Genomic DNA, 26,595 nt, shown 5'->3' with positions numbered 1-26,595 from the left:
GTAGTTCTCTTTCAAAACTGTACTACGACGGATACTTAGCCGCGGATTGCGTTGCCGAGCTCGGTGTCCGCGTTGCTGAGTGCGTCGGCAGCGGCGGAGAGGAACTGGCTCATGCCATCAAGGCCGTTGACCGCAAGGGTCGTGCCCTGGGTGAAAGCGTCATAGGCGGTCTGGAAGGCGCCGGATGCGGAGTCGGTCACGAAGCCGGAGCCGACCAGGTTGTTCACCAGCGTCTGCAGCTCGCCGAGCTTGGTGATGACGTCGTCCTTGCCCGAGGTCAGGCGACCAGCGGCATCCGTCATGTCGGAATAGGTCACGTTGAGATTGGCCATGATGTCCCCCAAAAGGTGTGAGCCCGAACGGGCTGCGTATGGTCCCAACTTAGCGGCAATACCCCGTCGGGTCGAATGGGGTGAACGATCGGTCTAGTCACAGCTACTCCACGAGTGGAAGCTGCACCCGCACAACCTTGCCGCCGGCCACCATCATTCCGCGACCTGGCGGAAACTCGGCGCGGTTCAAGCGCGGCAGCGGAGTCTTCAGCAGAATGTCACCCTCGATGGTGTCGGGCTGCAAGAGCAGACCTCGCCTCGTGTTCTTCATCTCGGCGAACAGCGGCCAGGACGAGTTCCACGACGCGGTCTCACCGTCAGCGACCAGAAAATGGTCGCTGCGCTTGACCTGCTTGATGAGCTCGACCAGCACCGCATCGGCCGGAGTCTGCAGAAAATCGGCGAGGTTCTCAATGACGATCGCGATTCTTGGTGTGGGCAGGTCACCGCTCACCGCCAGGGTGAGTTCTTTTCCCAGGTCAACGGCCTCGGCGACGGTCGTCGCGGTTGCCACCCAGCCGGGCAGGCCGGCCAGGCCGGACCGTGCGTTGCCAAGGTAGTACCGGGCGACCGTGGGGTCGAAGCGTTCAAAGGAATGCATGAGTGCGCGCAGGGCGTTGCTGCGTCCGCTGGCCGGCGGCCCAGACAAGAGCAGCGTGCCGCGCGGCTCGAAGCCGACCGGGGAGAGCGTCTCGTCGCTGAGCCCCAGGGCGGGGCGGGTCTTGACTCGGTCAGGCAGTTCGCTCGCCGGATAGTCTCGCGACAGGCTTCCGATCGGCAGGGCGGCCTGAATGCCCTGCGCCCGCAACGTGTCGGCCAGCACCCGCACCGCGGCGGCCTGCTCTGCGGCGACGGCGGAACCGCCCCAGACCGCGATCTGCGTCTCCAAACCGTCGAAAATGGCGCGGCCGGGCGCCGATTTGGCGTTGAGGATGTCGCTGGGCACGTCGAGAAGGCTGTAACCGGTATCGTCAGCGAGCCGCAGCACCACCCGGCGCTGCACACTCGACCGCACCGAGCTCGGCACCGAGCCGGAACGGTCGGCCGTGAACGCGACGTGAATGCCCAGCTGACGACCATCAGCGAGAATGCTGCGGAAAACGTCGTACCAATTCGAGCGGCCACTGGCCACTTCCCAATCTTCGCGAAACGCCCCGAACCCGTCGATGAGCAGCAGAATGCGCGGCTCGTTCGGGCGGTTGGCCAACGTGCGGTATTCGGCGATGGTCGACGCGGCGGCCTCGGCAAACCGGTCGCCGCGCGATTCCAGCTCGGCTTTGAGCAGCCGGAACAATCGAATGATGCGCTCGGTGTCATCGCCGCCGATGATGCTGCCCACGTGCGGCAGCGGTTCCAGCATGCGCAGGCTGCCGGCGGCAAAGTCGAGGCCGTACACCGCAACGGGCCCGCCGTTGCTCGTGCTGCCAGCCGCGATCGCAAGGGTGCGCAACGCAACACTTTTGCCAGATCCACCGGTGCCGTAAATGCCGATGTGCCCATCGACATCGGGCAGAAAACAGACCGGGCGCTGCTGCTGCTCGGTCGGTGCGTCGGCCAGACCGAGCGCGAGGGCGGCATCCGTTCGTTGCAGGATACTCCCCAGGTCGCAGAGCAGCGGCAGTTCGTCGAGCCAGGGGCGCCGTGGCGGCGGAATCAGCGCCGCACCGGCGGCACCGACCAATGCAGCAACGAGCTTCTGCTGGTCAGTCGGGCCGAGCTCGCGCTCCTGCCCGGCGAGCGGGTCGCTCGGCGGTTCCCACGCGGTTTCCCCACCGAAACGCAACTCGGCAATGCCGATTTCGGCATTTTCGGGTTCACGCGAGGTCCAACCGCCGGCATAACCGGATTGGAACTGCTGCAGCCGCCCCGGACCGGTTTTGGCGATGCCACGGCCGGGCAGCCCCGGGTCGAAGTGGGCGGCATCCTTGACCCCGACAACGTCGTTGCTGTCGGATTCGTCGGCCATGCGTAACGCCACGCGCAGGTTGGTATTCGCCCGCAGGTTGTCCTTGATGACACCAGCGGGTCGCTGCGTGGCCATGATCAAGTGGATGCCGAGGGAGCGACCGCGCTGGGCGATGTCCACGACGCCGTCAACGAATTCCGGCACCTCACTCACAAGGGCCGCGAATTCATCGATGACGAGCACGAGCGCTGGCGGGCTGTCCGGATCGCCGCGCTTCTCAAGTTCGATGAGGTCCTTGGCCTTCTTGGAATTGAGCAGGTGCTCGCGGTAGCGCAGTTCAGCCCGCAGGCTGGTGAGCGCCCGCCGAACCAGGTGCGGACTCAGGTCGGTGACGAGACCCACACAGTGCGGAAGCGACACGCAGTCCGCGAAGGCTGAACCACCCTTGTAATCGACGAAAAGAAAGGACACCCGGTCGGGGCTGTATTCGGCGGCCATGCCGAGCACCCAGGCCTGAAGAAACTCGCTCTTGCCCGCTCCGGTGGTGCCTCCGACGAGGGCGTGCGGCCCCTGTGTGCGCAGGTCGAGGTGCATCGCCTGCACCCCGGTGGAACCGACAATGGCGCGCAGGGTTCCGGCGCGTTTGGAGCGCGAAACCGCACCGGGCGTGCGATCGTGCATCGAAGCGTTCTGGCGCCACCGGTCGATCACAGCGTCGTGCGCCTCGACCAGGTCATGGCCGAGCAGCGTGACCATCGACACCGACCGCGGCAGGTCGCTCGAATCCGCGATCAGGGCGCCGGCATCGATGACCGGGGCGAGGCGGCGAGCGAAGTGCAGGGCCGTAGCCGAATCGACCGACTCGACCGCGACATCCGTTATGGTCTCACCGAGTCGCACGAACGAGACCGTGCCGAGCCCGGTACTCTCATCGATTTCGACGGCCGTCCGACAGGCGGCGGGCAGCGCGGCCACGGTGCGAGCGATCCAGACCGGGTAGACACCGGCATCGGCGCCGTTCTCAGCGAGTTGAACGAGCCGTGACCGATCAACGGCGACATCGTCGGAGATGACCACGATGATCGCCGGGATGGGCGATTTCGTGCCCTCGCCGGTGTTGCTCGACCCGACCTCCTCGCCCCGTTCGAGGGCGGCACGCTCCTGCTCCATGGCACCGCGCCGCGCGGACTTCGTGGACTTATTCCGTTGCGCAATGACCTCTTCAAGGGCAGCGAGAAGGGATGCGGCACTCGACGCGCTGTCGGCCAGGTGGCCGCCAGCGAGAGGGCTCTGCGGCGACGAGGTGTGCGGCAGCCATTTGAGCCACTCCAACTCGCTCGACCATTGTGGAGTGACGAGCGAGGCGACGGCCAATTCTGCCGGAGAATGCAAGGCGGTGAGCTGCACGAGCAGGGAGTTGACGGTACCCACACAGGCGCTCGCGCTGCCCGCGATACCCAGCGCACCGGCATCGAACAGGTTGTCGATGAGCGGCACCTGATCGACCGTGGCGTGTTCAGTGATGACGGCGTCGAGACGCTCCTGAAACTCCGGCAGCAGCTCGCCGCGCAGGGAAGCGTCGATCGTGTTGCGGGAGCGCATCGTGCCGAGGCCGAGCCGCACGTTGAGAAAGGACCAGTGCTCGGGTCGGCGCGTCCACATGAGCGCAGCCCGCTCGAGCGACTGGGTGAGCGCTTCATTGGTCGATGGCGATTCTCCAAGCCGCGCCTGCTGTTCCAGCGTGCGTTCGGTGAGCAGCTGGGCGCTCAATGCCGCCAGGCGAGTGTCGAACCGGCCGATCGATCGCTTGAGAAGTCGCTTGTCTTTGGAGCGGTTCATGAAGAAGTTGCCGATGAGCATCATCGGGCTCATCAACACGAACAACAGGGCCGCCGGCCTGTCGAAGATGAGCCACATGCTCACGCCCAGCAACACCGGTGCCACCATGGCCAGCCATGGGAACGGCTGGTCGTCTTTCTCGGTCGGCACCTCGGGCGCCGCGAACTCCTGCCCGGCGTATCGTCCCTCCACGCGCGGCGACCGGTTGAAATACACCGGACCGTCGCGGTGTTCGTCGCCGGTCGCGGCCACGGTCTCCACGACGGTAATGCGCAGCGCAGTGTCGCCGATCTGCACGATCTCACTCTGGTCGATGCGCAGACGCGTCACCAGACCGCCGTCGATGACGACGCCGTTGGCCGAACCGAGGTCGACCAGGTCAATACTCGCAGCGACTTCGAGACGCACGTGGCGTTTCGAAACGAGCTTGTCGCTGAGCACGACGTCACAGTCGGCGCCACGACCGATGATGGTCGTTCCGCGCCCAAGAGCGATCTGAGCTCCGGCATCCGGGCCAGTCAGCACGTGGATCACGGCAAGAGTCGGAGCGGCACCGTGCTCCTGGGAGAGGTAGAACATGTCCGAGTCTGCCAGGGCCACGCTCGCGCCGGAGCCGACCCAGTCCTCACCGATCAGGGCGTCTGGCGGTAGCAGTAACCAATCAGTACCGCCGGGAGCGACCGTGCGCAGGGTAAGCGGCCGCGCGGTGGTTCCCGGTATCAGCGGCGAGCGCGGATCGACTCGATAAATCGTGCCGGCCAGGTCGGAAATGCTGGCCGCGGCATCCGTTGTGACGACGATGTCATCGTTCTGACCGTTGGACCGAGCCAACGTAACTTTCAACCGCACGTGCGCCCCCAGATCGAGTTCAGGCGCATCGGCGACAAACCCGTGCTTCGAGCGTACCCCGCGTGACAGACCTCTACGGTGGGAACGCCAAGCGGAAGGCGATCCAGCAATCGGGTCTGCCTGCACGGCAAGGCGTCAGCAAATCCCCGGCCACCGAGGTCAGCACCTTCCGCCGCTAAGCTCGAACCAGTACGGTTCAACAAGGGGCATGTCGAATCTGGCCGGGGGATGCTGATGTCGGCTTTACGCGTGACTGATTCGGTGCTCGACGATCTGTCGTCGACGTTGTCGGGGGTGGCCGGGCAGTTGAGCTTTTCGGACTGGACTTTTCGGTGGCCACAGGGCGGATTGCAGAGCGACGCTGTCGCAGCCGCGTTGCGCGATGGCACAGCGCAACAGGTTGAGCGCGCCGAACTCGCCGCGCTCACGCTGACCGAGTTGAGCGCCTTTCCGGCAACCGTGGCCGAGACGTTTCGGGCCACCGACAGCGCCCTCGGCCGGAAGTTGAACTGACCGTGTGGACCGTCGCGAATCCGGGGCTGGGCGAGCCGGATAGCATCCTGTCCGAGTCCAGAATTCGCTCCGCCAAGGCGGCGAATCTGCGCACGTTGCAGACGACGCTGGCCAGCGCGCAATCCCACGCCGAAACGACCGGGTGGACCGCGCTCTCGCGTGACGCTTTTGTTGACCGGCTCGTGGCGCTGGTACCGGAGATCGATCTGCTGATTCGAGGGTTGGACGCCCAGTCCGCCGCCCTCCAAACGTATTCCGTCACGGTCGATGAGATTCAGGGCGAGCAGCGTCTGCTGGAAGCGCGGCGGATTACCGCCGACACTGATCTCTACGACCTGCAATTCGGCAGGACCGACTTTGCCCTGCCCGGTGACACCTTCATCTTCATGCCCACCACTGTTCTTCAGACTCGCCGGGAGGAAGCGTTCGAGGTCGCCTACGCGGCGATCGCCGCCATCGATGTGGTGTAGGACGAGTTGGCGACCCGGCGCCGCACCGCCGATGACGTCTGCGTGCGCGATCTGGGGTCGGATCAGGTGCTCGGTGCGACCGCCTGGTTTGGCTCGTCTGGGGCATCCGGGTCGTCGGTTGACGATCTGATCGCCCGCATGAATACGCTGTCGGCAGCCGATCTGGCCGTTCTGATCGCTACCAATCCCGACCTAGTGAAGCGGATGCTGACCGCCACCCCCGAGACCGTCGCCGAGCGGTGGCAGCAGCTGGGCGAACCCGCTCAGCTCGCCCTCATCGCCGGAGCCCCGGCCCTGCTCGGATCGTTGAACGGACTACCAGCCCTCGCCCGCGTCGCCGCCAACCGCCTCAACGCCAGCACCAGAATCACCGAAATCGACGCCGAATCCGCCAAGCTCGGGTCCTCGCTGGAGTCTGTCGAAGGGTCTTTCGAAGCCGTGGCGCTCCTGAAGGAGCTTGCGTTGGAGCGCGACTACTTGCAAGCCGCTGCGGACGGCGATATCCAGCTGTATCTGTACGACCGTGATGCGTCGCGTATCGTGGAAATGCTGGGGACGCCGTCGGACGGGACACGCCACCGCATCACCTATGTCCCCGGCACCATGAGCAAGATGGGCATGTTCTATGACGGTTCGGTTCAACGACTGTCTCAATGGTTCGTCGTTAGTCATCCTGACACCGTGGCATTCGTCTATAAGGACGGGCTATTTCCGGGAGACACGGATGGTCCTCTCGGCGAGAAAGTTGGCTATTTCGGAGAGTCGGCGTTAAGGACACCGGTGGGGGTAGCGGACGCGAATTCCGCAGCCTTCGCAGACAAGACGGGTAAGACCCTCGCCGCCTTCGAAACGGGCCTGGCGTTAGATCCCTGGCTCACTGATACCGCGTCGATAGCTATCGGCCACAGCTGGGGGCTCGCTAACATCACCTCGGCGGAGGTCGCCGGAGCCCACTACGATTCGGTCGTCTCGTTGTCTGGAGCGTGGATGCCAGAAGAGTGGGAGCCCCATCCCGACACTAACTACGCCGACTTCTCCTATGAAGATATTTTGCAATCCGCGCAAGGCCTTGGCGTCGTCGGAGACGGGAACAACCCGCGCTCCAACGGCGCCTTCGATGCCGGGCCTTTCTACCAAGGCCCGAAGCCCTTCATCTCAATGGATAGGGAAGGGGCGTTGATATTGAACCCGAGCGTACCGTTGGACAATCACAACCTCGTCGCCACCGACGATTTGAATAATCAAGAGGTTCTTGTGGACCTACAGGAGCTGATTTACGGATGAATCGCCAGGGAAAGACGACGGCAATTACTGGATTGCTCATTCTTATAGCCGTGCTGACTTCATGTGCGCCGACAAATCAGGGAAGCGAGACGACCATGGATCTCCAGACAGCGAAGGGCATCGCGATGGCATTAGAGGACGAGACCGCTGCACTCGTTCCTTCCGAGAATGTGGGCGACCAGTCTCAGTTGCAGATGACCTATTTGTTGGGCTGCGCGAATGACACGTTGGCTTGGCCTGGTCGAACGACTGTCACTCTGGTCGGTGATGTCGATGCGGAGGCGATGATCGATGTTATTGCCTCCGCGTGGGAGCAGAAGGACGGAGTGGTCGTGGAGCGACGCAAGACCAGGCAGGGCGCACCGAGGGTAGACATGACGGGCGTTCAGGGAGACTTTTATAGTGCGTCGATTTGGGCTCCTGGCACCGAACTTCAAATCACCTCCTTCTCGCCGTGTTTCGAGCTGGAGGGCGGCACGAAGCCTGGCATGAAGTATTGATTGAGTCGTCCGGGTCCTCCATGAGGCAGGGCTTTCCGATTGACAGCAACAACCTAGGCCTCTCCGGATGTGAACAATCGACTGGTCCTTGTAGATCTTGAGGAGCTGATTTACGGATGGATCCCACAGGAAAATGGGCGGCCATCGTCGGGATTGTCGCGCTGGCAGCAGTGTTGGCGTCGTGTACGTCGACGGACCCGGAAAGTGAGTCGATGATGGATCTGCAGACAGTTAAGGGCATCGCAATGGCGATGAAGGACGAGGCTGCGGCCCTTGTCCCAGCGCAAAATGTGGGCGATCAGTCTCAGTTCACGACGGCACACCTCATGGGATGTTCGGCGGGCGGATATACCTGGCCCGGCCTCACGACCCTCACTTTGATCGGTGAGGTGAATGGCGAGGAGCTCATCGAAGCGATCGCATCCGCGTGGGAGCAAAAGCCCGGGGTGACCGTGGAACGAAAAGCCGTTCGCGGCGGCACACTCCGGGTAGACATGATCGCGACACAGGGAGACTCCTACAGCGCGGGGGTCTGGGACTCTGGGAAGACTCTGAAAATCGACTCCTTCTCGCCCTGTTTCGAGATGGAGGACGGTCTCAAGCCCGGCATGGAGTATTGACTCGGCAAAATGCCGCTCCACTTCTGAGTCTCGGCGGGAGAATCGCCGCCATCAGCGTCCCGCTCGCCATCACGCTTGCCTTGTCTTCGTGCGCGTCGACGAACGAGGCAGCCACCATGGATCTCCAGGGATCGTGCAGCTGGATTCGACCGGAGGCCTGCTCACCTCGAACGACCAGTGGCTGGCGCTTAGCGGACTCACCCTCGAGCAGTCTCAGGGCTCCGGATGGGCCGCTGCCATGCACCCCGATGACACCGAGCGGGTGGGCAGCGAATGGGCCGTGCACGCGGCCGACGGCACGGCGTACCAGACCAGTCTGCGGTTTCGCACACCGAACGGCCAGGTGAACTGGGTGCAGGTACATTCAGCGCCGACCTATGACAACGGCGTTCTGGTCGGCCACCTGGCCAGCGTCACCGACGTCACGGCCCTGCGGCTGGCTGAACAGAGAGTGACAGCCATGCAGGCCAGATTCGAAGCGGCGTTCGCGTCATCCCCGTTGGGAACCGCCATCGTGACCCTCGACGGCCGCGTTCTGGAAGGCAATCGGCGTTTGTTCGAGCTGACCGGCGCTCCCGCCAGCGTGCTCAACAAGCCGGTCGAGGATATCTTCTGTGTCATCGAGGAACCCGATGCCACTCCGTCACCGTTTCGCGCCGAGCAGCACGCCCGCCTCGACCTTGACCGGTCTCAAGGCCGTCAACGACACCCTCGGTCACCAGGCCGGCGACGCCGTACTGGTCGAGGTCGCAGCCCGGCTGCTGTAGGGTGCCCGCGCCAACGGTGCAGCCCATCTTGGTTTCGCACCGCTGACCGACCGAACGTCTCATTCACCATTCAGCAGAACGTAGACGATCCCCGCGATCTGGCCGGTCACCCGGTCGGGAGCCTCGGCGCTGGCTGCGCTCGTGCTGAACGACGTCACGGTCATCAGGCGCTGGCCGTTTTGCAGGCCGTCAAGAAATTCCAGCACGGCGTCGAAATTTCCGGTGACGGCGATCGTGATCGGCACGGCGACGAAGTTCTCCGCTGTGACCAGTGGACTCGACGCGGCGGACGGCGCGGCCGAAGCATCCGCTGCCGTCGTGGGATCGACGCCGGAAGCGGTGTCGGGCAGCGCGACGACCGGCAGATACGGCATCGCGTCGGCCGAGGAGAATTCGGTCAGGGTGACGGATGTTCGACCGGCGATGCCATCCAGCTGGCCGATCAGAGTGGGCAGCGTCGCACCGCTCGGGATCGCCTCCCGCAGCACCGCGAGTTCGTCCTGCACCGTTTCGAGGCCGTCGAATTGACGTTGCAGGGCCGCGAGCTGCAGCTCGTACACCTCATTCTGCGCCAGCGCCGCGCTGCGAGTCGTGCGGGCCTCGCTCAACTCGTCGAGTTTGGGCGAGATGCCGAGCGTGTACCCGGCCAGCATGACGAGTACGATGACGAGCATCGCGCCCACCAGCCACCACTTCGTCGTCGTCATCCGTTACCCTCCTGGTCGGCGAATCGGTTCGAGAACGCCTCGCCGTTGATGTGCAGGGTGAGGCTGACCTCATACGCCCCGGAGTCGAGCAGCACCACCCGGGTCGGGGCGCTGTCCGCGTACCCGGGCAGGGTCGCCATCGCGTCGAGCCAGTCGGGAATGCTCGGCAGGGTCGCACTGGTCAGTGTGAGGTTGATGGCGGCTACGCGGTGCGGCTGCAGCGGCGCCGTCGCTTGCAGATATGGAGCCCAGACCGAACCCGCGTCGAGGGTCACCGCGCCGATCACAACGTCACCGGGCAGGCGGGCACGGATCTGCTGCAGATATGCGGTCCAGTCAATATCAACGGATGCCGCCAGACGGCGAGCCGCGAGGGTCGCGTCGACCTCCTCCTGCGCCCGCCGCACCTCGATGTATTCACCCTGCGCGGCCAGCAGCTCGGTCGTACGGGCCTGTACTACAGCCAGGCTGGCCTGGCTGCGTTCGGCTTCCCAGGTGGCGGCCGCGATACCGGAGCCCGTCACGATGACCACGGCGACGACCGCGACGGCGAGCGCCCGCCGGAGCCGACGTCCCTTCTGTTCCGCCGTGACTTCGGGCGGCAACAGGTCGACCCGGGGCTCACCGCCGATGATCGGGTCGTGATCGGCGTTCTGGGCGCTCATGGAGTGCGTCCCAATGCGAGACCGAGCGCGACGAGATAGTCCCCACCGGAATTTGCCAGCCGCAGAGCGTCGAGGCCACGGCCCACGGTGAGACCGCCGGTTGGGTTCGGCGCTACGACCGGAAGGCGAGTGAGCTCGCCGAGTTGCGCGGCGAACCCGCCCAGCCGTGCTCCGCCCCCGGTCAGAACGATTCGGGTCACGGGCAGGTCGCTCCGGGTGTGGATGAAGTAGTTCACGGTGTTGCGCAGGCTGGCGAGCAGTTCGCTCACGCCCTCGTGGATGACGAGCGCGGCGGTCGCCGCGGTATCGGCCAGCTCAGCGGCATCCGCTGACCCACCCGGGAACGGCCCGCTTGAGCCGATGCTGGAGGCGCGTTTCAGGGCATCGGCTTGTTCGACGGGCAGGTCGAGCCGAGCGGTGAGCGCCTGGGTGACGTCGTCACCACCGGCCGGAATGAGCCGCAGGAACTGGGGCACTCCGGCCGCAGTGATCACGATGCTCGTTGTCCCGGCTCCGACGTCGATCTGCGCCACCACATCGTCGGTGGGGCAGCCCCGACGAATAGCGCGGCTGAGGGCAAACGGAATCAAATCGACCGCGACCGGGTTGAGTCCGGCCAGCTGCACCGCCCGGACGTTACGCAAAACCACTTCCTTGACCGCGGCGATCAGGAGTCCGTTGAGCTGCGGCCCCGATTGGCCATCACCGGGCACGGCCTTGATCGGGTAAAAGTCGAGCAGGGCCTCCGACACCGGAACGGAGAGCAGGTTCTGCACCTGAAACGGCAACGACTCACGGATGCTGCGAATCGACTGCGCCGGAACAGTCAGGTCTCGAGCAACCACCCGATGGTTGCCCATACCGATGACAACATTCTTGGTGGTGAATTTGCCGCCCGCCCACAGCCGTTTCAGCTGTGAGGCGACCGTGTTGGGCTCGAGTACCTCGCCGCGTCCCACGGCGCCGTCGGGCAGCGCCGCCTCATGGAAGCGCATAATGGTCGGCTGCTCCCGGCCGGCATCGGCCAGTTCGACCGCCCGCAACGATGCACGGCCGATATCGATGCCGACGACGTGGCGCGTCATGGTGTGCTATCCATCACTCAGGTCCCTCATTGACGTCATGTTTCCCAAGCGCGGAACAGTGCCAGCCGAGCCGGCGACGGTCACCGTGCCCGTGTCGAGGTCGATTCCCGGCAGGCCGAGCGGGGCAGATTCGAACCGGGTATTATTCTTGAAATCGTTGGCCCCGTTCGCGTAGAGCTGGCCGCGCCACTCAAAAGTATTCATCGCGTTGAACCGGCAGGGTGTGTAGGTCATGGCGTCGAGTGTGGGCGCTACCGTGAAACTGTTCTTCATCAAGAAGTCCCCCTGCGACGCGCCACAGGTGGGCAGATTGTCGGCCACCAGGTCGGGCGTGATGAACCAGACTTTGTGTCGAGACGTCGACGAGGACTGAAAATGCACGTTGTTGACGAAGGTGAATTTGTTGGCGAATATCACGACATCGGAGCTGAGCTTTACCGTACCGGCGGCGGTGACACCAGAAGGGCACGCAGCCAGGGCGTTGATGATGACGGGTTTACCACCGTTCGCGGCCGCAGATAGGGTCGTCGCATCGATGGTGCAGCCAGCACCGATTGACGCGACCTTATAAGGCACTCCGCTTGCGTCGATCCAGTCGCTCGGTGTGTAGTTGAGATCGACCCAGGGCGGCACTGTGGGAATCGGTGTTCCGACGGTATAGCGCGTATAGACGCCGCCGATCCTGCTAGCTCGTTGGTCCGCCGTCAGGTTCACGCTCGCCGCGGTGAGGTTGCCCGTTACGGCGCCGAGTGTCGCGGCGCCGGTGGCCCACGCGTTGCCCTCGATGGAGCATCCGCTGATATTGAGGTTGCCGGCCGAAACGACGACATCACCCTCGATCACGGTGTTATTGGAGCACGATACGTTTCCGTTCTTTACCTGGATGGCCGCCCGACCCGACTCGGCCACGAGCAGGTCGGCATTGTTCATGAACACGACACCGCCATATAGGTACATGGCCGCGCCACTCGGCTGCACGCCCGGGGGCACGGCTGACTCATAGTCGAAGATCGCCTCGACCCGAGCTCGATCCAACGCTGACCCGGTCAGCGAGCTTCCGGTTGACTCAACGCGCACACGCACAGCCTGGACGCCGGTGGCGGGGCAGCCCGCCACCCATACGTCGTCGGTCGAGCTCAGGGAATACGCCACGTCGGCTGTGAATTGCGGCGAGGATCGCGAGTAGCTGGGCTGGCAGGTGCCCTGGGTCAAACTGAGTTCGGCCGCGCTGACACCGCTTTCGGCGGCGGCGACCGACTGCACGGAGGCACGAGTGCTGCGGGTGAAATCAAGCGAGTACAGCGTGGCCGTGGTCAAGGTGAGGGTGATGACAATCATTACCCCCATAACGCCGATGACGGCCATGAGCGCACTGCCGCGCTCGACGCTCGCGCCGTTCTGATTTACAGGCACGGGGCACCCACCGTCGCAAGTGTGCGCGGCGTGACCGTCGTGTTGACGACTACATCATCCTGCGCGCCCGCAGCCAGGTTCAGGGCAACGGTGATGCGATCGTTGACCCCGGCGAAGACAGCGGCACCGGTTGTGCTCACACCGACGCCGAGCTTGATCCAGCTGTCCAGGTCGGCCGAAACCGGCGCAGCGATGTGACTTGCTGGAGTTGTGCGCTTTGTGTACAAAGAACCGCCAGAATCCGACGTATAGAACCACGCTTGACACGACCACACCACCGTTGCACCGCGGCCCGCCGTTCGAACGACGAGAAGTTGAGCACCATCACTGTTCTGTAGAGAGACCTGCGAGGCGTTACGCACCCCGACCTGCACCGAGCGGCTGATCAGCTGTCCGAGGTCGGTCGCTTCGGTCGTGCTGCGCACGTCCCGTTCGATTCCCACCGAGCTGATCAGCATGCCGCCGATGATCACGAGCACAACGACAGCAAAACTCATATAAACGAGAAGTTCGATCAGGGTGAATCCCGATTCTGCGTCCGTCACAGGGGATTGCCCACTGTCGGTCACGGCGCATCCAACAGAATGAGGGTTTCCGCAGCGGCCAACTCGTCGTTCGACCCGACGGACGATGCCCACACCCTCATCTGCACGACGCGTAGGTACGGTTCGGCGCACACGTCGGAAGACGGCAGGTTGAGCCTCAAGTGCGGTTGCAGGGCACCACGTTTCGTTTCCACTGCTGCCGGGACACTCGCGGTGACGGCCTTGACCGCTGAGCAGCTCGACCCGGCAGCCCCGACCCGCTGCAGTTGCTGGGCAACGACCTGAGTCGCCTCGGCGATGGTCACGTTCGTGTCGGAGACGCGCGCACTCTGCACGAGAATCGGCAGAAAGGCAACGGCCAAGAGCCCGATGAGGAACATGGCCACGACAATTTCGACCACCCCGAATCCGCCCTCGTTGCACGAATGCGAGCGGCGCGGCGAATCGGGCATGCTCGCCCCCTTCGGTCGATCGAAACAGTGCACTGAAAATATATGGATCGGTGGGTCCACCAGACGGAGGCAGGCGGGGATCCACGTGTGACACCCCACCTGGCACCGGCTACGGGGTCGCGACGTTCGAGACGCAGGTCCCCTGCAGGGCAGCACCGTTATCGTCGATGGCGAAGGTGCGGTCCGAGCCATCGAACTGGCCCGAGATGCAGAACGCTGTCGCTGAACCATTGAGCTTTACCGTGACTTCGTCGCTCTTGGTATAGGCGCTCGCCGTGAAGCTGCCATCAGCGCCGGGCGTCGGGAAGGTGTTGGTGACCATTTCGGCGACAACGGCGGTCTTCGCCTGGGTGATCTGGGCCTTGACGGCGCTGTCCTTGGCACCCTCCTGCTGGTTGAGGAAGATCGGAATCGCTACGGCGGCGAGTACGCCGATAATGAGCACGACCACGAGCAGCTCGATGAGGGTGAAGCCCTGCTGCCGTTCTCGAATCGCCGTGCGGGTGCGGGAGAGTGCGTGCAAGGTGCGGTGGACCATGGGTCGGATCATGAGCGTGGTTTCCTTATTGCCGTGGCATTACTGTGGGATATTGGGCAAGTGGGAAATGCCAAAATCTCACTTGGATTGATCTTACGGTTTTCTACCCCTTAATTGGGGGTAACTTGAAAACTCGTTTTGGCATTCTCTGACCGGCTATTTCACGTATTCAAAGATGCTGAACATGGGCAGATACAGGGCGACGATCATCCCGCCGATCACAACTCCGATGAACGCGATCATGAGCGGCTCGATGAGTGCCGTGAGCTGCTCGGTGGTGGCCTGCACCTCTTGGTCGTAGAAGTCAGCAACCTTGGCGAGCATCTGCTCGAGGGCGCCGGCGTCTTCGCCGACGGCGATCATCTGCACGACCATGGGTGGAAAGATCGGCTCCTGCGCCAGTGGCCCGGCGATCGACCCGCCTTGGCGCACCGATTCGGCTACCTTGCGCAGCGCTGATTCAATCACCCAGTTTCCGCTGGTCTCACCGACGATGGCGAGCGACTGCAGGATGGGCACGCCAGCAGCGATCATGGTCGAGAAGTTTCGGCTGAAACGCGCAATGGCGAGTTTCGTGAGCAACGGTCCGAACACCGGAAGTCGCAGCTTGAACGGATCAACCCGCCGGCGCACCGCCTCGGAATTCTTGTTGGCGCGCCACCAGTACGCGAACCCAGCGCCAAGCACGAGCAGCAGCGGCCCGAGCCAGACCATCATCTTCGACAGCACCACGAGAATCTGGGTGGGCAGCGGCAGCTCCCCACCGAGCCCCGCGAACATCTTCTCGAAAACCGGCACGATGAAGATCAACATGCCGATCACCGCCAGCACCGCCATGATCAACACAACCACCGGGTACGCGAGAGCAGACTTGATGGTGTCGCGCAATTTCACCTCAGACTCGAAATTTCCGGCCACCGAGTTGAGTGAATTTTCGAGAAATCCGCCGGTCTCCCCTGCGCGAACCAGGTTGACCATGATGGGTGGAAATACTGCCGTGTGCTTGATCATCGCCTCGGAGAGCGCGGCCCCGGTCTCCACTTCGGATCGAATCGTTGCCAGGATGCGCGCGAGCTGAGCGTTCTCGGTCTGCTCCGCGAGGATGTTCAGGGTGCGCAGCAGGGACAACCCGGCACTGGTCATGGTCGCCATCTGGCGACTCATGATCGCGAGGTCTTTCAGCCCGACGCCCTTGCTGAGACCGGGGATCCGCACCTCCCGCTTCAGCCCGGTCCCGACGGTGACCTCGGTCACCGAGATCGGCGCCAGCCCCATACCGCGCATCCGCACCATCGCCGCGTTCTCAGATGCGGCGTCCAGCCGACCCGTGACGATCTTTCCCACTGCGGTGCGACCCTTGTAGGCAAAGACCCCGCCGGTGGTCATTGCGGTTCCCTGGTGGAGTACGAATCACCGAAATCGATGCCGTCGAACCCCGATGGGCCGGCCGCGAGATCGCTGACATCCGTCTTGCGAATGAGCTGGGCGAGGCTGTCCTGGTCCTGAGCTTTATCCTCGGCGGCCTTGCGAGTGATCGAACCGGCGTTGACGAGCTCGGCGAGGTGCTGGTCCATGGTGTGCATTCCCAGCGCTTTCCCCGCCTGCATGGCCGAGGCGATCTGGTACGTCTTGCCCTCGCGAATGAGATTGGCGACGGCCGGCGTAACGATGAGGATCTCCGTAGCGACGACCCGGCCACCACCGACCTTTTTCACCAAGGTCTGGCAGACCACGCCCTGTAGGGTGGCGGCGAGTTGGGCGCGCACCTGCCCCTGCTGGTACGGCGGGAAAACGTCGATGATGCGGTCGATGGTCTGGGCAGCATCCTGGGTGTGCAGAGTCGCGAAAACGAGGTGTCCGGTCTCTGCCGCAGTGAGGGCCACCGACACGGTTTCCAGGTCGCGCAGTTCACCGATGAGAATCACGTCGGGGTCCTGCCGCAACACATGCTTGAGCGCCGCCGCGAAACTGTGGGTGTCGTTTCCGACCTCACGCTGATTGATCAAGGATTTGTGGTGCTGGTGCAGAAACTCGATTGGATCTTCGACGGTGACGATGTGGTCGGCCCGTGTGCGGTTGACCAGGTCGATGAGCGCTGCCAGGGTCGTGGATTTGCCCGAGCCGGTAGGGCCGGTGACGAGCACAAGGCCGCGGGCCAACTGTGCAAACTGGGCGACCGCATCCGGCACACCGAGCTCGCCCAGCTGTTTGATTTCCCCCGGGATCAGGCGAAAGGCACCGCCCACACTTCCGCGCTGTTGAAAGTAGTTCACCCGGAACCTCGCTCCGGTGGTCGTATAGGCGAAGTCGAGCTCGAGTTCGTCCTCGAACAGGTGCCGCTGCTCGGGGGTGAGCAGACTGAACAGCGCCGTGGCCACCTTGTCGCGCTTCCACACGGCGGCCCCGTCGATAGCCCGCAGTCCGCCGTCGATGCGGATGCAGGGCGGCGCTCCCGCCGTGACGTGCAGGTCCGAGGCACCCTGCAGCACGACCTCGCGCAGGGCCGCGACGAGCGCCGGGTCAGGCCCGACGTCGAGGTTCGGATCATCGAGCGGCCAACTCTCCGCGGCGACGCCGGGCGGAGTGACCGGAATCTCGTAAATTTCCTGACTCATCGTGACTGTCCTTTCGGCCTACGCGACCACTCGAAGAATTTCGTCCACCGAGGTGAGGCCGAGCCCGACCTTGGCCCAGCCGTCGTCGCGGAGGCTGATCATGCCTTGCTCCTGAGCCGTGTGGCTGATCAGGGCGCTGGACGCACGTGCGACGCACAGACGTTCGATCTCCTCGGTTACCGTCATCACCTCATGAACGGCAAGACGCCCGCGATAGCCGGTATTGGAGCAGCTGGCGCATCCGTTTGGTTGAAAAATGAGGGGCAGCGAATGATCCGGCTCGAGTGGAAACCGCAGGTGTGCGAGCTCGTCCCGGTCGCGCCCGTCAGGCATCTTGCAGCGGTCGCACAAGCGTCGAGCCAGGCGCTGGGCGACGACGCAGTCCAGCGCGCTCCCCACGAGGAAGGGTTCAATGCCCATTTCGGTGAGGCGGGTGATTGCGCTCGGTGCGTTGTTGGTGTGCAGGGTGGAGAGCACAAGGTGCCCGGTGAGTGCCGCCTCGATGGCAATCTGCGCGGTTTCGTGGTCGCGAATCTCGCCGAGCAGAACAACGTCGGGGTCGCAACGCAGAATGCTGCGGAGTGCGCTCGCGAAGGTGAGGCCCGCCTTCGGGTTCACCTGCACCTGGTTGATGCCGACCATGCGGTATTCCACCGGATCTTCGACCGTGATCACGTTGATCTCCGGTCGGGCCACCGAATAGAGGGTGGTGTACAGGGTCGTCGATTTGCCCGACCCGGTCGGCCCGGTCACGAGGATCATGCCGTAGGGCTTGGAGTAGGCCGTCTTGAAGGCGTCGTAGTTGTGGTCGAGCAGTGACAGGTCCCGCAGGTCCATGCTCGTGGTCGAATTGTCGAGGATTCGCATCACGACCTTCTCGCCCCACACGGTCGGCAGGGTCGCCACGCGCAGGTCAATCTTGCGGCCGCCGTGACTGACCGACATACGGCCGTCCTGCGGTTTGCGACGCTCCGCGATGTCGATGTCGGCCATGATTTTCAGGCGGCTGATGACGCCGTTCTGAATACTCTTCGGTGCGCTCGGCATCTCGTGCAGCACTCCGTCGATGCGATACCGCACCCTCAGGCTGACCTCCCCGGGCTCGATATGGATGTCGCTGGCCTTGTCTTGGATGGCCTGACTCACGAGCAGGTTCACGAAGCGCACGATGGGTGCAGCATCGTCGCTGGCTTCATCGCTCGGATCAGGCGTCGACAGGATCGAGTCGTGTTCTTCCTCAAGCGTGGTCGTGAGGTTGCTGAGCTCGTCGTCGGCGCGATGGAACCGAGCGATCGCCGCGAGCAGATCGCTGCGCTCGGCGACCACCGCAGACACTCGCATGCGAGAGGCCTCACCAACATCGTCGAGCGCGAACACGTTACCGGGATCCACCATTGCGAGCACGAGCCGGCCGCCCTCAATTCCGATTGGCAGCACTTCGTGTCGTCGACAGACCAGCGGCGACACGAGGGCGAGGGCACTCGCCTCGACCGCATACTCGAGCAGTTCGACAAAGGGAAGATTAGCCTGGGCGGCTCGTGCCTTCGCGAACTGCAGCTCGGTGATAATTCCGCTGTCGACAAGCCGCCGAACGGCGCCCTCATCGGCCGGATCCCCCGCCAACAGGGTGTCGAGAGCTTCGATCGGAAGCAGACCGTGCAGAATGAGAATCTCAGTCAGGGTTGCCACACACGCCTCCCCCAAACTGGGCACAATTACAGTAGAACCCGAGTATACGTCTCTTCACCCCGTTTCCCGTCCTCTCCCCTTCGCCCTCCGTCTACTTTCCGGGCCCGGGCCCGGAAAGTGGGACCAGGATAGATCATGGGCCCGGTTCCCTACGGTGGGCCCGGGCGGCGGGGCGGGCGCGCGAAGCCAACACGCGGCATCCGCTGCCCGGCACCGCGCTCGAGTGCTTAAACGACGGATGGCCCCTGCCGAAGCAGGGGCCATCCGTTTAGAACTGCGGGTTAGTTATACGTACCCGGCGCCAGGTCGTCCGACGAGAAGCTGTCGAAGTCGACGAAGCTCAGGTCACCCTCATTGAACGTTGCATCTTCGGTGAAGATGCGGTTCGGGTAACGCTCAGCCTTGGCTTCTTCCGTGGCCTCGACGGTGACGTCGCGGTAGCGGGGAAGGCCGGTGCCAGCGGGGATCAACTTACCGATGATGACGTTCTCCTTGAGGCCCATCAGCGGGTCGCTCTTGCCTTCCATGGCCGCCTGGGTCAGAACCCGGGTGGTCTCCTGGAAGGAAGCGGCCGACAGCCAGGACTCGGTCGCCAGCGATGCCTTGGTGATACCCATGACTTCTTGGCGAGCGGATGCCGTCTTCTTGCCCTCGGTGAGCGCGGTGCGGTTGAGGTCGTTGTACTTCAACCGGTCAACGAGCTCGCCCGGAAGCAGTCCGGTGTCACCGTGTTCGACGACGGTCACCTTGCGAAGCATCTGACGAACGATGACCTCGATGTGCTTGTCGTGAATCGGTACACCCTGCGAACGGTAGACCTCCTGCACACCGGAGACGAGGTGCTTCTGCACCGCGCGAACGCCCTTGACGCGAAGAACTTCCTTCGGGTCGACGGCGCCGATGATGATCTGCTGCCCCAGCTCAACGTGCTGGCCATCCTCAACGAGGAGGGTTGAACGCTTGAGCACCGGGTAGGCGATAGCTTCGTCGCCACTGTCGGGGGTCAGGATGACCTTGCGGCCCTTGTCCGAATCCTCGATCGTGATGCGTCCGGCAGAGTCGACGATGGGCGATGCACCCTTGGGGGTACGCGCTTCGAACAGCTCCTGAACACGCGGCAGACCCTGGGTGATGTCGTCAGCGGATGCCGACCCACCCGTGTGGAAGGTACGCATGGTCAGCTGGGTACCGGGCTCACCGATGGACTGTGCGGCGATGATACCGACGGCCTCACCGATGTCGACGAGCTGGCCCGTGGCGAGCGACCGGCCGTAGCAGACCGCACACACACCGACAGCCGACTCACAGGTGAGTACGGAACGCACCTTGATGGTTTCGACACCACCGGCGATGAGCTTGGCGATGAGCACGTCTCCGACGTCGTCTCCGGCGTCGGCGATGACCTCACCGGCAGCGTTGACCGCGGCTGCGGCCAGGCTGCGAGCGTAGACCGCGTTCTCGACGTTGAAGTCGACCAGGAGGCCGCCGTCTTCGTCACGCAGGAGCGCGCCGGTCGTTGCATCGGTTCCGGCGATGGGCAGTTCGAGACCCTTCGTCGTTCCACAGTCGTCTTCGCGGATGATGACATCCTGCGAGACGTCCACCAGACGACGGGTGAGGTACCCCGAGTCAGCGGTACGCAGCGCGGTGTCGGCCAGTCCCTTACGAGCACCGTGAGTAGCAATGAAGTACTCGGCGACGGACAGTCCTTCGCGGTAGCTCGAGATGATCGGGCGAGGGATGATCTCACCCTTCGGGTTGTTCACGAGGCCTCGCATGCCGGCGATGTTACGCACCTGCAGCCAGTTACCACGAGCACCGGAGGTGACCATGCGGTTGATCGTGTTGTCGGCCGGGAAGTTCGCCTGCATTGCTGCGGCGACGTCTTCCGTGGCACGGGTCCAGATCTGAATGAGCTCCTGGCGACGCTCGAGGTCGGTCGTGAGACCCTTCTCGAACTGTGCCTGAACCTTGGCGGCCTGCTTCTCGTAGCCGGCAACGATCTGCGGCTTGTTCGGCGGGGTGAGAATGTCGCTGAGAGCCACGGTCACACCGCTTCGGGTTGCCCAGTAGAAACCGGCATCCTTGATCCGGTCGAGGGTTGCAGCAACCTCCACCTTGACGTACCGCTCCGCGAGGTCGTTGACGATGGTCGACATGGTGACCTTGTTGGCAACGTCTTCGAAGTACGGGTAGTCGGCCGGGAGCGCCTCGTTGAAGATGGCGCGACCGAGGCTCGTGGTGACGAGAACGGTTCCGACGGCCTGGCCGTTGACCAGCTCGACGCCTTCGGGCTGCGTGCCCTCGGTGAAGTACTTGTCGGTCAAGCGGATGCGCACCTTGGCGTTCAGGTCGAGCGACTTCTGGTCGAACGCGAGAATGGCCTCTGACACGGTGGAGAATGCGCGGCCTTCTCCGACCACACCTTCCTTCATCGTGGTGAGGTGGTGCAGACCGATGATCATGTCCTGGGTGGGCAGGGTCACCGGGCGGCCGTCAGACGGCTTGAGGATATTGTTCGAGGCGAGCATCAGGATGCGTGCCTCGGCCTGGGCCTCAACCGAGAGCGGAAGGTGGACGGCCATCTGGTCACCGTCGAAGTCGGCGTTGAACGCCGCGCAGACGAGCGGGTGCAGCTGGATTGCCTTACCTTCAACGAGCTGAGGCTCGAAGGCCTGGATGCCGAGGCGGTGCAGGGTGGGTGCACGGTTGAGCATGACCGGGCGCTCACGGATGATCTCCTCGAGCACGTCCCAAACCTGCGGACGTGAGCGTTCGACCATCCGCTTGGCAGCCTTGATGTTCTGAGCGTGGCTCAGGTCGATCAGACGCTTGATCACGAACGGCTTGAACAGCTCGAGTGCCATCTGCTTGGGCAGACCACACTGGTGCAGCTTGAGCTGCGGGCCGACCACGATGACCGAACGGCCAGAGTAGTCCACGCGCTTGCCGAGCAGGTTCTGACGGAAACGACCCTGCTTTCCCTTGAGCATGTCGCTCAGGGACTTGAGGGCACGGTTACCGGTACCGGTGACCGGGCGACCACGACGACCGTTGTCGAACAGTGCGTCGACGGCCTCCTGCAGCATCCGCTTCTCGTTGTTCACGATGATCTCGGGAGCACCGAGGTCAAGCAGACGACGCAGGCGGTTGTTGCGGTTGATCACACGACGGTAGAGGTCGTTGAGGTCGCTGGTGGCGAAACGCCCACCGTCGAGCTGCACCATCGGGCGCAGTTCCGGCGGGAGCACGGGTACGACGTCGAGCACCATTCCGGCCGGCGAGTTGCCGGTCATGATGAAGGCGTTGACCACGCGCAGACGCTTGATGGCACGGATCTTCTTCTGACCCTTGCCCTCAGCGATCTGCAGGTGCAGGTTTTCGCTCTCGGTGACCAGGTCGAAAGCCTCAAGGCGCTTCTTGATGGCTTCGGCGCCCATGTAGGCCTCGAAGTACATTCCGAAACGGTCCTGGAGCTCGTGGAAGACGGAGTCTTCCGGCTTCAGGTCGCCGACCTTGAGGGTGCGGAAGTCCTCCCACACGCGCTCGAGGTGCGCGATCTGCTCGTCCAGGGACTTGCGAACCTGGCCCATTTCCTTCTCGGCGGCGTCCTTCGTGCGCTTCTTCTGGTCGCTCTTGGCGCCTTCGGCCTCCAGTGCTGCGAGGTCGGTTTCAAGGCGCTGCAGGCGATCGGCGATGCGCGAGTCGCGGCTGGACTCGATGGTCTTGAGTTCGAGGCGAAGCTCGTTCTCGAGGCCAGGCATGTCCTGGTGGCGACCGTCTTCGTCCACCGTGATGACCATGTACGCGGCGAAGTAGATGACCTTTTCGAGGTCCTTCGGAGCCATGTCCAGCAGGTAGCCGAGACGCGAGGGCACACCCTTGAAGTACCAGATGTGCGTGACCGGAGCAGCGAGCTCGATGTGGCCCATGCGCTCACGGCGCACCGACGACTTCGTGACCTCTACACCGCAACGCTCGCAGACGATGCCTTTGAAGCGAACACGCTTGTACTTGCCACACGAGCATTCCCAGTCCCGTGAGGGACCAAAGATCTGCTCGCCGAACAGGCCGTCTTTTTCCGGCTTGAGCGTGCGGTAGTTGATGGTTTCGGGCTTCTTGACCTCACCGTGCGACCAACGACGGATGTCGTCTGCGGTAGCCAGGCCAATACGAAGCTCGTCAAATGTTGTTACGTCGAGCAATTTCTCTCCTTGGAAAGTTTTCGAAGTTTCTTTGGACCGGGCTTAGATGTCGTCGATGGACGACGACTCAAACCGGGTGGAAATGTTGATGCCGAGCTCTTCCGCAGCGCGGAACACCTCATCATCCGTGTCGCGCAGGCTGACTGCGGTGCCATCGGCCGAGAGCACCTCGACGTTCAAGCACAGCGACTGCATTTCCTTGATCAGAACCTTGAAGCTCTCGGGAATGCCGGGTTCCTGGATGTTCTCGCCCTTGACGATGGCTTCGTACACCTTGACGCGGCCGAGGATGTCGTCGCTCTTGATGGTCAGGAGTTCCTGCAGGGCGTAAGCGGCTCCGTATGCTTCGAGCGCCCACACCTCCATCTCACCGAAACGCTGTCCACCGAACTGCGCCTTACCACCCAGCGGCTGCTGCGTGATCATGGAGTACGGGCCGGTCGAACGAGCGTGGATCTTGTCGTCGACGAGGTGGTGCAGCTTCAGGATGTACATGTATCCAACGGACACCGGCATCGGGAACGGCTCGCCGGAGCGGCCGTCGAAGAGCTGAGTCTTTCCGGTGGAACCGATGAGGCGTTCGCCGTCGCGGGTCAGGGTCGTGGAGTCCAGAAGACCCTCGATCTCAATCTCGAGCGCACCGTCGAATACCGGGGTCGCGACCTTCGTGCCGGGGGCGGCGCTGAAGGCGTGTTCCGGAAGACGAGCAGCCCACTTCGGCTTGCCCTCGACGTTCCAACCCTGCTTCGCAATCCAGCCGAGGTGCGTTTCAAGCACCTGGCCGAAGTTCATGCGACCGGGGATACCGAGCGGGTTGAGGATGATGTCGACCGGGGTTCCGTCGGCGAGGAACGGCATGTCCTCGATCGGCAGGATGCGGGAGATAACACCCTTGTTGCCGTGACGGCCGGCGAGCTTGTCACCCTCGGTGATCTTGCGCTTCTGGGCGATGAACACGACCACGCGCTGGTTGACGCCGCTTCCGAGCTCGTCGTCACCGTCCTGCGAGTCGAACACCTTGACACCGATGATGGTGCCGCGCTCTCCGTGGGGAACCTTCAAGCTCGTGTCGCGAACTTCGCGGCTCTTCTCGTTGAAGATGGCGCGCAGCAGGCGCTCCTCAGCAGAGAGCTCGGTCTCGCCCTTGGGCGTGACCTTGCCGACGAGGATGTCGCCGGGGCGAACCTCGGCTCCGATGCGAATGATGCCACGCTCGTCGAGGTCGGCGAGGAAGTCCGGGGACACGTTGGGAAGGTCGCGAGTGATCTCTTCCTTACCCAGCTTGGTGTCGCGGGCATCCACTTCGTACTCTTCGATGTGAATCGAGGACAGGGTGTCGTCTTTTACCAGGTTCTGGCTCAGAATGATCGCGTCCTCGAAGTTGTAGCCTTCCCACGGCATGAATGCCACGAGCAGGTTCTTTCCGAGGGCGAGTTCGCCCTGGTCGGTGGCGGGTCCGTCGGCGATAACCTCGCCGGCTTCGATGCGCTCACCGGCGTTGACGATCACGCGGTGGTTGAAGCTCGTGCCCTGGTTGGAGCGGCTGAACTTGCGCAGGTAGTAGTCCTGCGTGCCGCCCTCATCGAGCTGGATAGTAACGACGTCCGCCGACACCTCGGAGACCACACCGGGCTTCAGCGCTGTGAGCACGTCACCGGCGTCGATGGCCGTGTAGACCTCCATGCCGGTTCCGACGAGCGGGCTGTCGCTAAGCAGCAGCGGCACCGCCTGACGCTGCATGTTGGCACCCATGAGCGCGCGGTTTGCATCGTCGTGCTCGAGGAACGGGATGAGGCTGGTCGCGACCGACACCATCTGGCGCGGCGAAACATCCATGTAGCCGATGTCTTCAGCGGGAACGAGGTCGACCTCGCCACCCTTCTTACGTGCGAGCACGCGGGCCTCGGCAAAGTGCGAGTCCTTGGTGAGCGGCGCGTTGGCCTGGGCGACGATGAAGTCGTCCTCTTCGCTCGCGGTGAGGTAGTCGATCGTCTCGGTGACCTTGTTGTTGAGCACACGACGGTACGGCGTCTCAATGAAACCGAACGCATTGATCTGCGCGAACGAGGCGAGCGAACCGATCAGGCCGATGTTCGGGCCCTCAGGGGTCTCAATGGGGCACATGCGGCCGTAGTGCGAGGGGTGAACGTCTCGCACCTCGACGCCGGCGCGGTCACGGGACAGACCACCAGGGCCGAGCGCTGACAGGCGACGCTTGTGCGTCAATCCGGCGAGCGGGTTGTTCTGGTCCATGAACTGCGAGAGCTGGCTCGTACCGAAGAACTCCTTGATCGCGGCGACGACAGGGCGCACGTTGATCAGGGTCTGCGGGGTGATCGCTTCGATGTCCTGCGTGGTCATGCGCTCGCGAACGACGCGTTCCATGCGGGACAGGCCGGTGCGCACCTGGTTCTGGATGAGCTCGCCAACGGCACGGATACGACGGTTACCAAAGTGGTCGATGTCGTCGATGTCGATGTTGATGTCGGTCATCTTGCCGTCGCGCAGACCCGGAAGGGTGGTCTGGTTGTCGTGCAGGGCGACGAGGTACTTGATCGTGGCCAGGATGTCCTGGAGCGTCAGTACGGAGTCACTCAGCGGGGCTTCGAGGCCGAGCTTGCGGTTGATCTTGTAGCGACCAACCTTGGCCAGGTCGTAGCGCTTGGAGTTGAAGAAGAAGTTGTCGAGGAGCGCACGCGCGGCCTCGGCGGCAACCTGCTCGCCGGGGCGGAGCTTGCGGTAGATGTCCTTGAGAGCTTCTTCCTTGGTGAGGATGTTGTCCTTCTCAAGGGTGAGCTCGATGGACGCGTAGCCCTTGAACTCTTCGAGGATTTCCTCGCTGGTGAGGCCGAGGGCCTTCAGGAACACGGTCACGGACTGCTTGCGCTTGCGGTCGATGCGCACGCCAACCTGGTCGCGCTTGTCGATTTCGAATTCAAGCCAGGCACCACGGCTCGGAATGACACGGGCGGAGTAGATGTCCTTGTCGGACGTCTTCTCCTGCTCGCGGTTGAAGTACACGCCCGGGGAGCGCACCAGCTGCGACACGACGACACGCTCGGTGCCGTTGATCACGAAGGTGCCCTTGGGGGTCATCAACGGGAAGTCACCCATGAACACGGTCTGAGTCTTGATCTCACCGGTGAGGTGGTTCATGAACTCGGCGTTCACATAGAGGGGTGCGGAGTAGGTTTTACCCTTTTCCTTACACTCGTCAATCGTGTATTTCTCCGGCTCGAGCTCCGGGTTGGTGAAGGACAGCTGCATCGTTTCGCCGAGGTCTTCGATGGGAGAGATCTCCTCGAAGATCTCGTCGAGTCCGGTGCGATTCGGCAGGTCCTGGCGTCCGGCCTTCTGGGCCTCGGCGACGCGAGCCTTCCAGATGTCGTTGCCGACGAGCCAGTCGAAGCTCTCGGTCTGCAAAGCAAGCAGATCCGGAACGTTCAAGTGGTCGCTGATCTTTGCGAACGACAGACGCTCGTGGGAGCGGCCGTTCTTGGGTGAGTTGGTGGTTGCGTTGCGCGCAGCAGCCAAGGAAATAACCTCCGTGGACCCCGTCAGGTCTAGTTACTGTTATTGGTGATGACTCCGCAGACCCTCA

Annotated in this window: 20 protein-coding genes and 1 pseudogene; 7 read left to right on the top strand and 14 right to left on the bottom strand. The window is 63.3% G+C overall.

The genetic code is table 11. The annotated features are described in order from the left end of the window. Positions 1–35: 35 nt before the first annotated feature. Together CJ028_RS11080 and CJ028_RS11075 are read right to left on the bottom strand one after the other, a co-directional pair. On the bottom strand, positions 36–332 hold the full coding sequence (locus CJ028_RS11080; RefSeq protein WP_092341660.1) for a WXG100 family type VII secretion target: 297 nt from the start codon (positions 330–332) through the stop codon (positions 36–38). 103 nt (positions 333–435) lie between these two features. Then, positions 436–4,908: a type VII secretion EssC family protein gene (locus CJ028_RS11075; protein WP_240607206.1), complete on the bottom strand. Its 4,473-nt coding sequence runs from the start codon at positions 4,906–4,908 to the stop codon at positions 436–438. Positions 4,909–5,175: 267 nt separating this feature from the next. Between CJ028_RS11075 and CJ028_RS11070 the strand changes: the two genes are divergently transcribed. The 7 genes and pseudogenes from CJ028_RS11070 (at position 5,176) to CJ028_RS11035 (ending at position 9,080) form a co-directional block, all read left to right on the top strand. Continuing rightward, on the top strand, positions 5,176–5,439 hold the full coding sequence (locus tag CJ028_RS11070; protein WP_129590469.1) for a hypothetical protein: 264 nt from the start codon (positions 5,176–5,178) through the stop codon (positions 5,437–5,439). Between the two features lie 2 nt (positions 5,440–5,441). Then, on the top strand, positions 5,442–5,909 hold the full coding sequence (locus CJ028_RS11065) for a hypothetical protein (RefSeq protein WP_105035300.1): 468 nt from the start codon (positions 5,442–5,444) through the stop codon (positions 5,907–5,909). Between the two features lie 138 nt (positions 5,910–6,047). After that, a complete protein-coding gene (locus CJ028_RS11060; RefSeq protein WP_129590468.1) occupies positions 6,048–7,193 on the top strand; it encodes a hypothetical protein in 1,146 nt (381 codons plus the stop codon). Next, positions 7,190–7,693 carry a hypothetical protein gene (locus tag CJ028_RS11055; protein ID WP_092341663.1) on the top strand — a complete coding sequence of 168 codons (504 nt, stop codon included), beginning with the start codon at positions 7,190–7,192 and terminating at the stop codon, positions 7,691–7,693. The genes CJ028_RS11060 and CJ028_RS11055 overlap by 4 nt, the downstream gene beginning before the upstream one ends. 116 nt (positions 7,694–7,809) lie before the next feature. After that, positions 7,810–8,313 carry a hypothetical protein gene (locus tag CJ028_RS11050; RefSeq protein WP_105035298.1) on the top strand — a complete coding sequence of 168 codons (504 nt, stop codon included), beginning with the start codon at positions 7,810–7,812 and terminating at the stop codon, positions 8,311–8,313. An 88-nt stretch (positions 8,314–8,401) separates the two neighbouring features. Then, positions 8,402–8,887, top strand: a pseudogene (locus tag CJ028_RS21975) (PAS domain-containing protein); the annotation flags it as partial. Positions 8,888–8,945: 58 nt separating this feature from the next. After that, a complete protein-coding gene (locus tag CJ028_RS11035) occupies positions 8,946–9,080 on the top strand; it encodes a diguanylate cyclase domain-containing protein (protein WP_105035297.1) in 135 nt (44 codons plus the stop codon). Between the two features lie 59 nt (positions 9,081–9,139). On the opposite strand, the gene CJ028_RS11030 is transcribed toward CJ028_RS11035, so the two are convergent. The 12 genes from CJ028_RS11030 to rpoB form a co-directional block, all read right to left on the bottom strand. Then, on the bottom strand, positions 9,140–9,787 hold the full coding sequence (locus CJ028_RS11030; protein WP_105035296.1) for a type IV pilus inner membrane component PilO: 648 nt from the start codon (positions 9,785–9,787) through the stop codon (positions 9,140–9,142). Beyond that, positions 9,784–10,452, bottom strand: coding sequence for a hypothetical protein (locus CJ028_RS11025; RefSeq protein WP_105035295.1), 669 nt, complete (start codon positions 10,450–10,452; stop codon positions 9,784–9,786). The genes CJ028_RS11030 and CJ028_RS11025 overlap by 4 nt, the downstream gene beginning before the upstream one ends. After that, positions 10,449–11,537 (bottom strand): type IV pilus assembly protein PilM, encoded by a 1,089-nt coding sequence (gene pilM, locus CJ028_RS11020; protein ID WP_105035294.1) that lies wholly within the window; start codon positions 11,535–11,537, stop codon positions 10,449–10,451. Before pilM ends, CJ028_RS11025 begins: the two co-directional genes overlap by 4 nt. Positions 11,538–11,543: 6 nt before the next feature. Next, positions 11,544–12,950, bottom strand: a complete 1,407-nt coding sequence (locus CJ028_RS11015; protein ID WP_129590467.1) for a hypothetical protein — start codon at positions 12,948–12,950, stop codon at positions 11,544–11,546. Beyond that, positions 12,941–13,495 carry a hypothetical protein gene (locus tag CJ028_RS11010; RefSeq protein WP_105035292.1) on the bottom strand — a complete coding sequence of 185 codons (555 nt, stop codon included), beginning with the start codon at positions 13,493–13,495 and terminating at the stop codon, positions 12,941–12,943. The genes CJ028_RS11015 and CJ028_RS11010 overlap by 10 nt, the downstream gene beginning before the upstream one ends. A 20-nt stretch (positions 13,496–13,515) precedes the next feature. Continuing rightward, entirely contained in the window at positions 13,516–13,947 is a 432-nt protein-coding gene (locus CJ028_RS11005; protein ID WP_105035291.1) for a type IV pilus modification PilV family protein, read from the bottom strand. 109 nt (positions 13,948–14,056) lie between these two features. Beyond that, entirely contained in the window at positions 14,057–14,497 is a 441-nt protein-coding gene (locus tag CJ028_RS21725) for a type IV pilin protein (RefSeq protein ID WP_276309380.1), read from the bottom strand. Positions 14,498–14,641: 144 nt separating this feature from the next. Further along, positions 14,642–15,871: a type II secretion system F family protein gene (locus CJ028_RS10995; RefSeq protein WP_161498961.1), complete on the bottom strand. Its 1,230-nt coding sequence runs from the start codon at positions 15,869–15,871 to the stop codon at positions 14,642–14,644. Further along, positions 15,868–17,100, bottom strand: a complete 1,233-nt coding sequence (locus CJ028_RS10990; protein ID WP_105035290.1) for a type IV pilus twitching motility protein PilT — start codon at positions 17,098–17,100, stop codon at positions 15,868–15,870. Before CJ028_RS10990 ends, CJ028_RS10995 begins: the two co-directional genes overlap by 4 nt. 18 nt (positions 17,101–17,118) lie before the next feature. Continuing rightward, positions 17,119–18,789 carry a GspE/PulE family protein gene (locus tag CJ028_RS10985; RefSeq protein ID WP_105035289.1) on the bottom strand — a complete coding sequence of 557 codons (1,671 nt, stop codon included), beginning with the start codon at positions 18,787–18,789 and terminating at the stop codon, positions 17,119–17,121. 281 nt (positions 18,790–19,070) lie between these two features. Further along, complete coding sequence (locus CJ028_RS10980) at positions 19,071–22,994, bottom strand: DNA-directed RNA polymerase subunit beta' (RefSeq protein WP_105035288.1); 3,924 nt, start codon at positions 22,992–22,994, stop codon at positions 19,071–19,073. Between the two features lie 42 nt (positions 22,995–23,036). Next, positions 23,037–26,528 carry a DNA-directed RNA polymerase subunit beta gene (gene rpoB, locus CJ028_RS10975; protein WP_105035287.1) on the bottom strand — a complete coding sequence of 1,164 codons (3,492 nt, stop codon included), beginning with the start codon at positions 26,526–26,528 and terminating at the stop codon, positions 23,037–23,039. Between the last annotated feature and the right edge of the window lie 67 nt (positions 26,529–26,595).

Origin of the sequence: Cryobacterium aureum, assembly GCF_002954245.1 — a bacterium.
GTDB lineage: Bacteria > Actinomycetota > Actinomycetes > Actinomycetales > Microbacteriaceae > Cryobacterium > Cryobacterium aureum.
The sequence above is the reverse complement of the archived record's forward strand: the minus strand, read 5'-3'. Positions and strand labels throughout refer to the sequence as shown.

Coding starts and splice junctions, on each gene's coding strand:
- pilM (WP_105035294.1), bottom strand. CDS start 11,537: ATGACGCGCCACGTCGTCGGCATCGATATCGGCCGTGCATCGTTGCGG.
- CJ028_RS11055 (WP_092341663.1), top strand. CDS start 7,190: ATGAATCGCCAGGGAAAGACGACGGCAATTACTGGATTGCTCATTCTT.
- CJ028_RS11030 (WP_105035296.1), bottom strand. CDS start 9,787: ATGACGACGACGAAGTGGTGGCTGGTGGGCGCGATGCTCGTCATCGTA.
- CJ028_RS11080 (WP_092341660.1), bottom strand. CDS start 332: ATGGCCAATCTCAACGTGACCTATTCCGACATGACGGATGCCGCTGGT.
- CJ028_RS11050 (WP_105035298.1), top strand. CDS start 7,810: ATGGATCCCACAGGAAAATGGGCGGCCATCGTCGGGATTGTCGCGCTG.
- CJ028_RS11005 (WP_105035291.1), bottom strand. CDS start 13,947: ATGCCCGATTCGCCGCGCCGCTCGCATTCGTGCAACGAGGGCGGATTC.
- CJ028_RS11060 (WP_129590468.1), top strand. CDS start 6,048: ATGAATACGCTGTCGGCAGCCGATCTGGCCGTTCTGATCGCTACCAAT.
- CJ028_RS10990 (WP_105035290.1), bottom strand. CDS start 17,100: ATGAGTCAGGAAATTTACGAGATTCCGGTCACTCCGCCCGGCGTCGCC.
- CJ028_RS11035 (WP_105035297.1), top strand. CDS start 8,946: ATGCCACTCCGTCACCGTTTCGCGCCGAGCAGCACGCCCGCCTCGACC.
- CJ028_RS11025 (WP_105035295.1), bottom strand. CDS start 10,452: ATGAGCGCCCAGAACGCCGATCACGACCCGATCATCGGCGGTGAGCCC.
- CJ028_RS10995 (WP_161498961.1), bottom strand. CDS start 15,871: ATGACCACCGGCGGGGTCTTTGCCTACAAGGGTCGCACCGCAGTGGGA.
- CJ028_RS21725 (WP_276309380.1), bottom strand. CDS start 14,497: ATGATCCGACCCATGGTCCACCGCACCTTGCACGCACTCTCCCGCACC.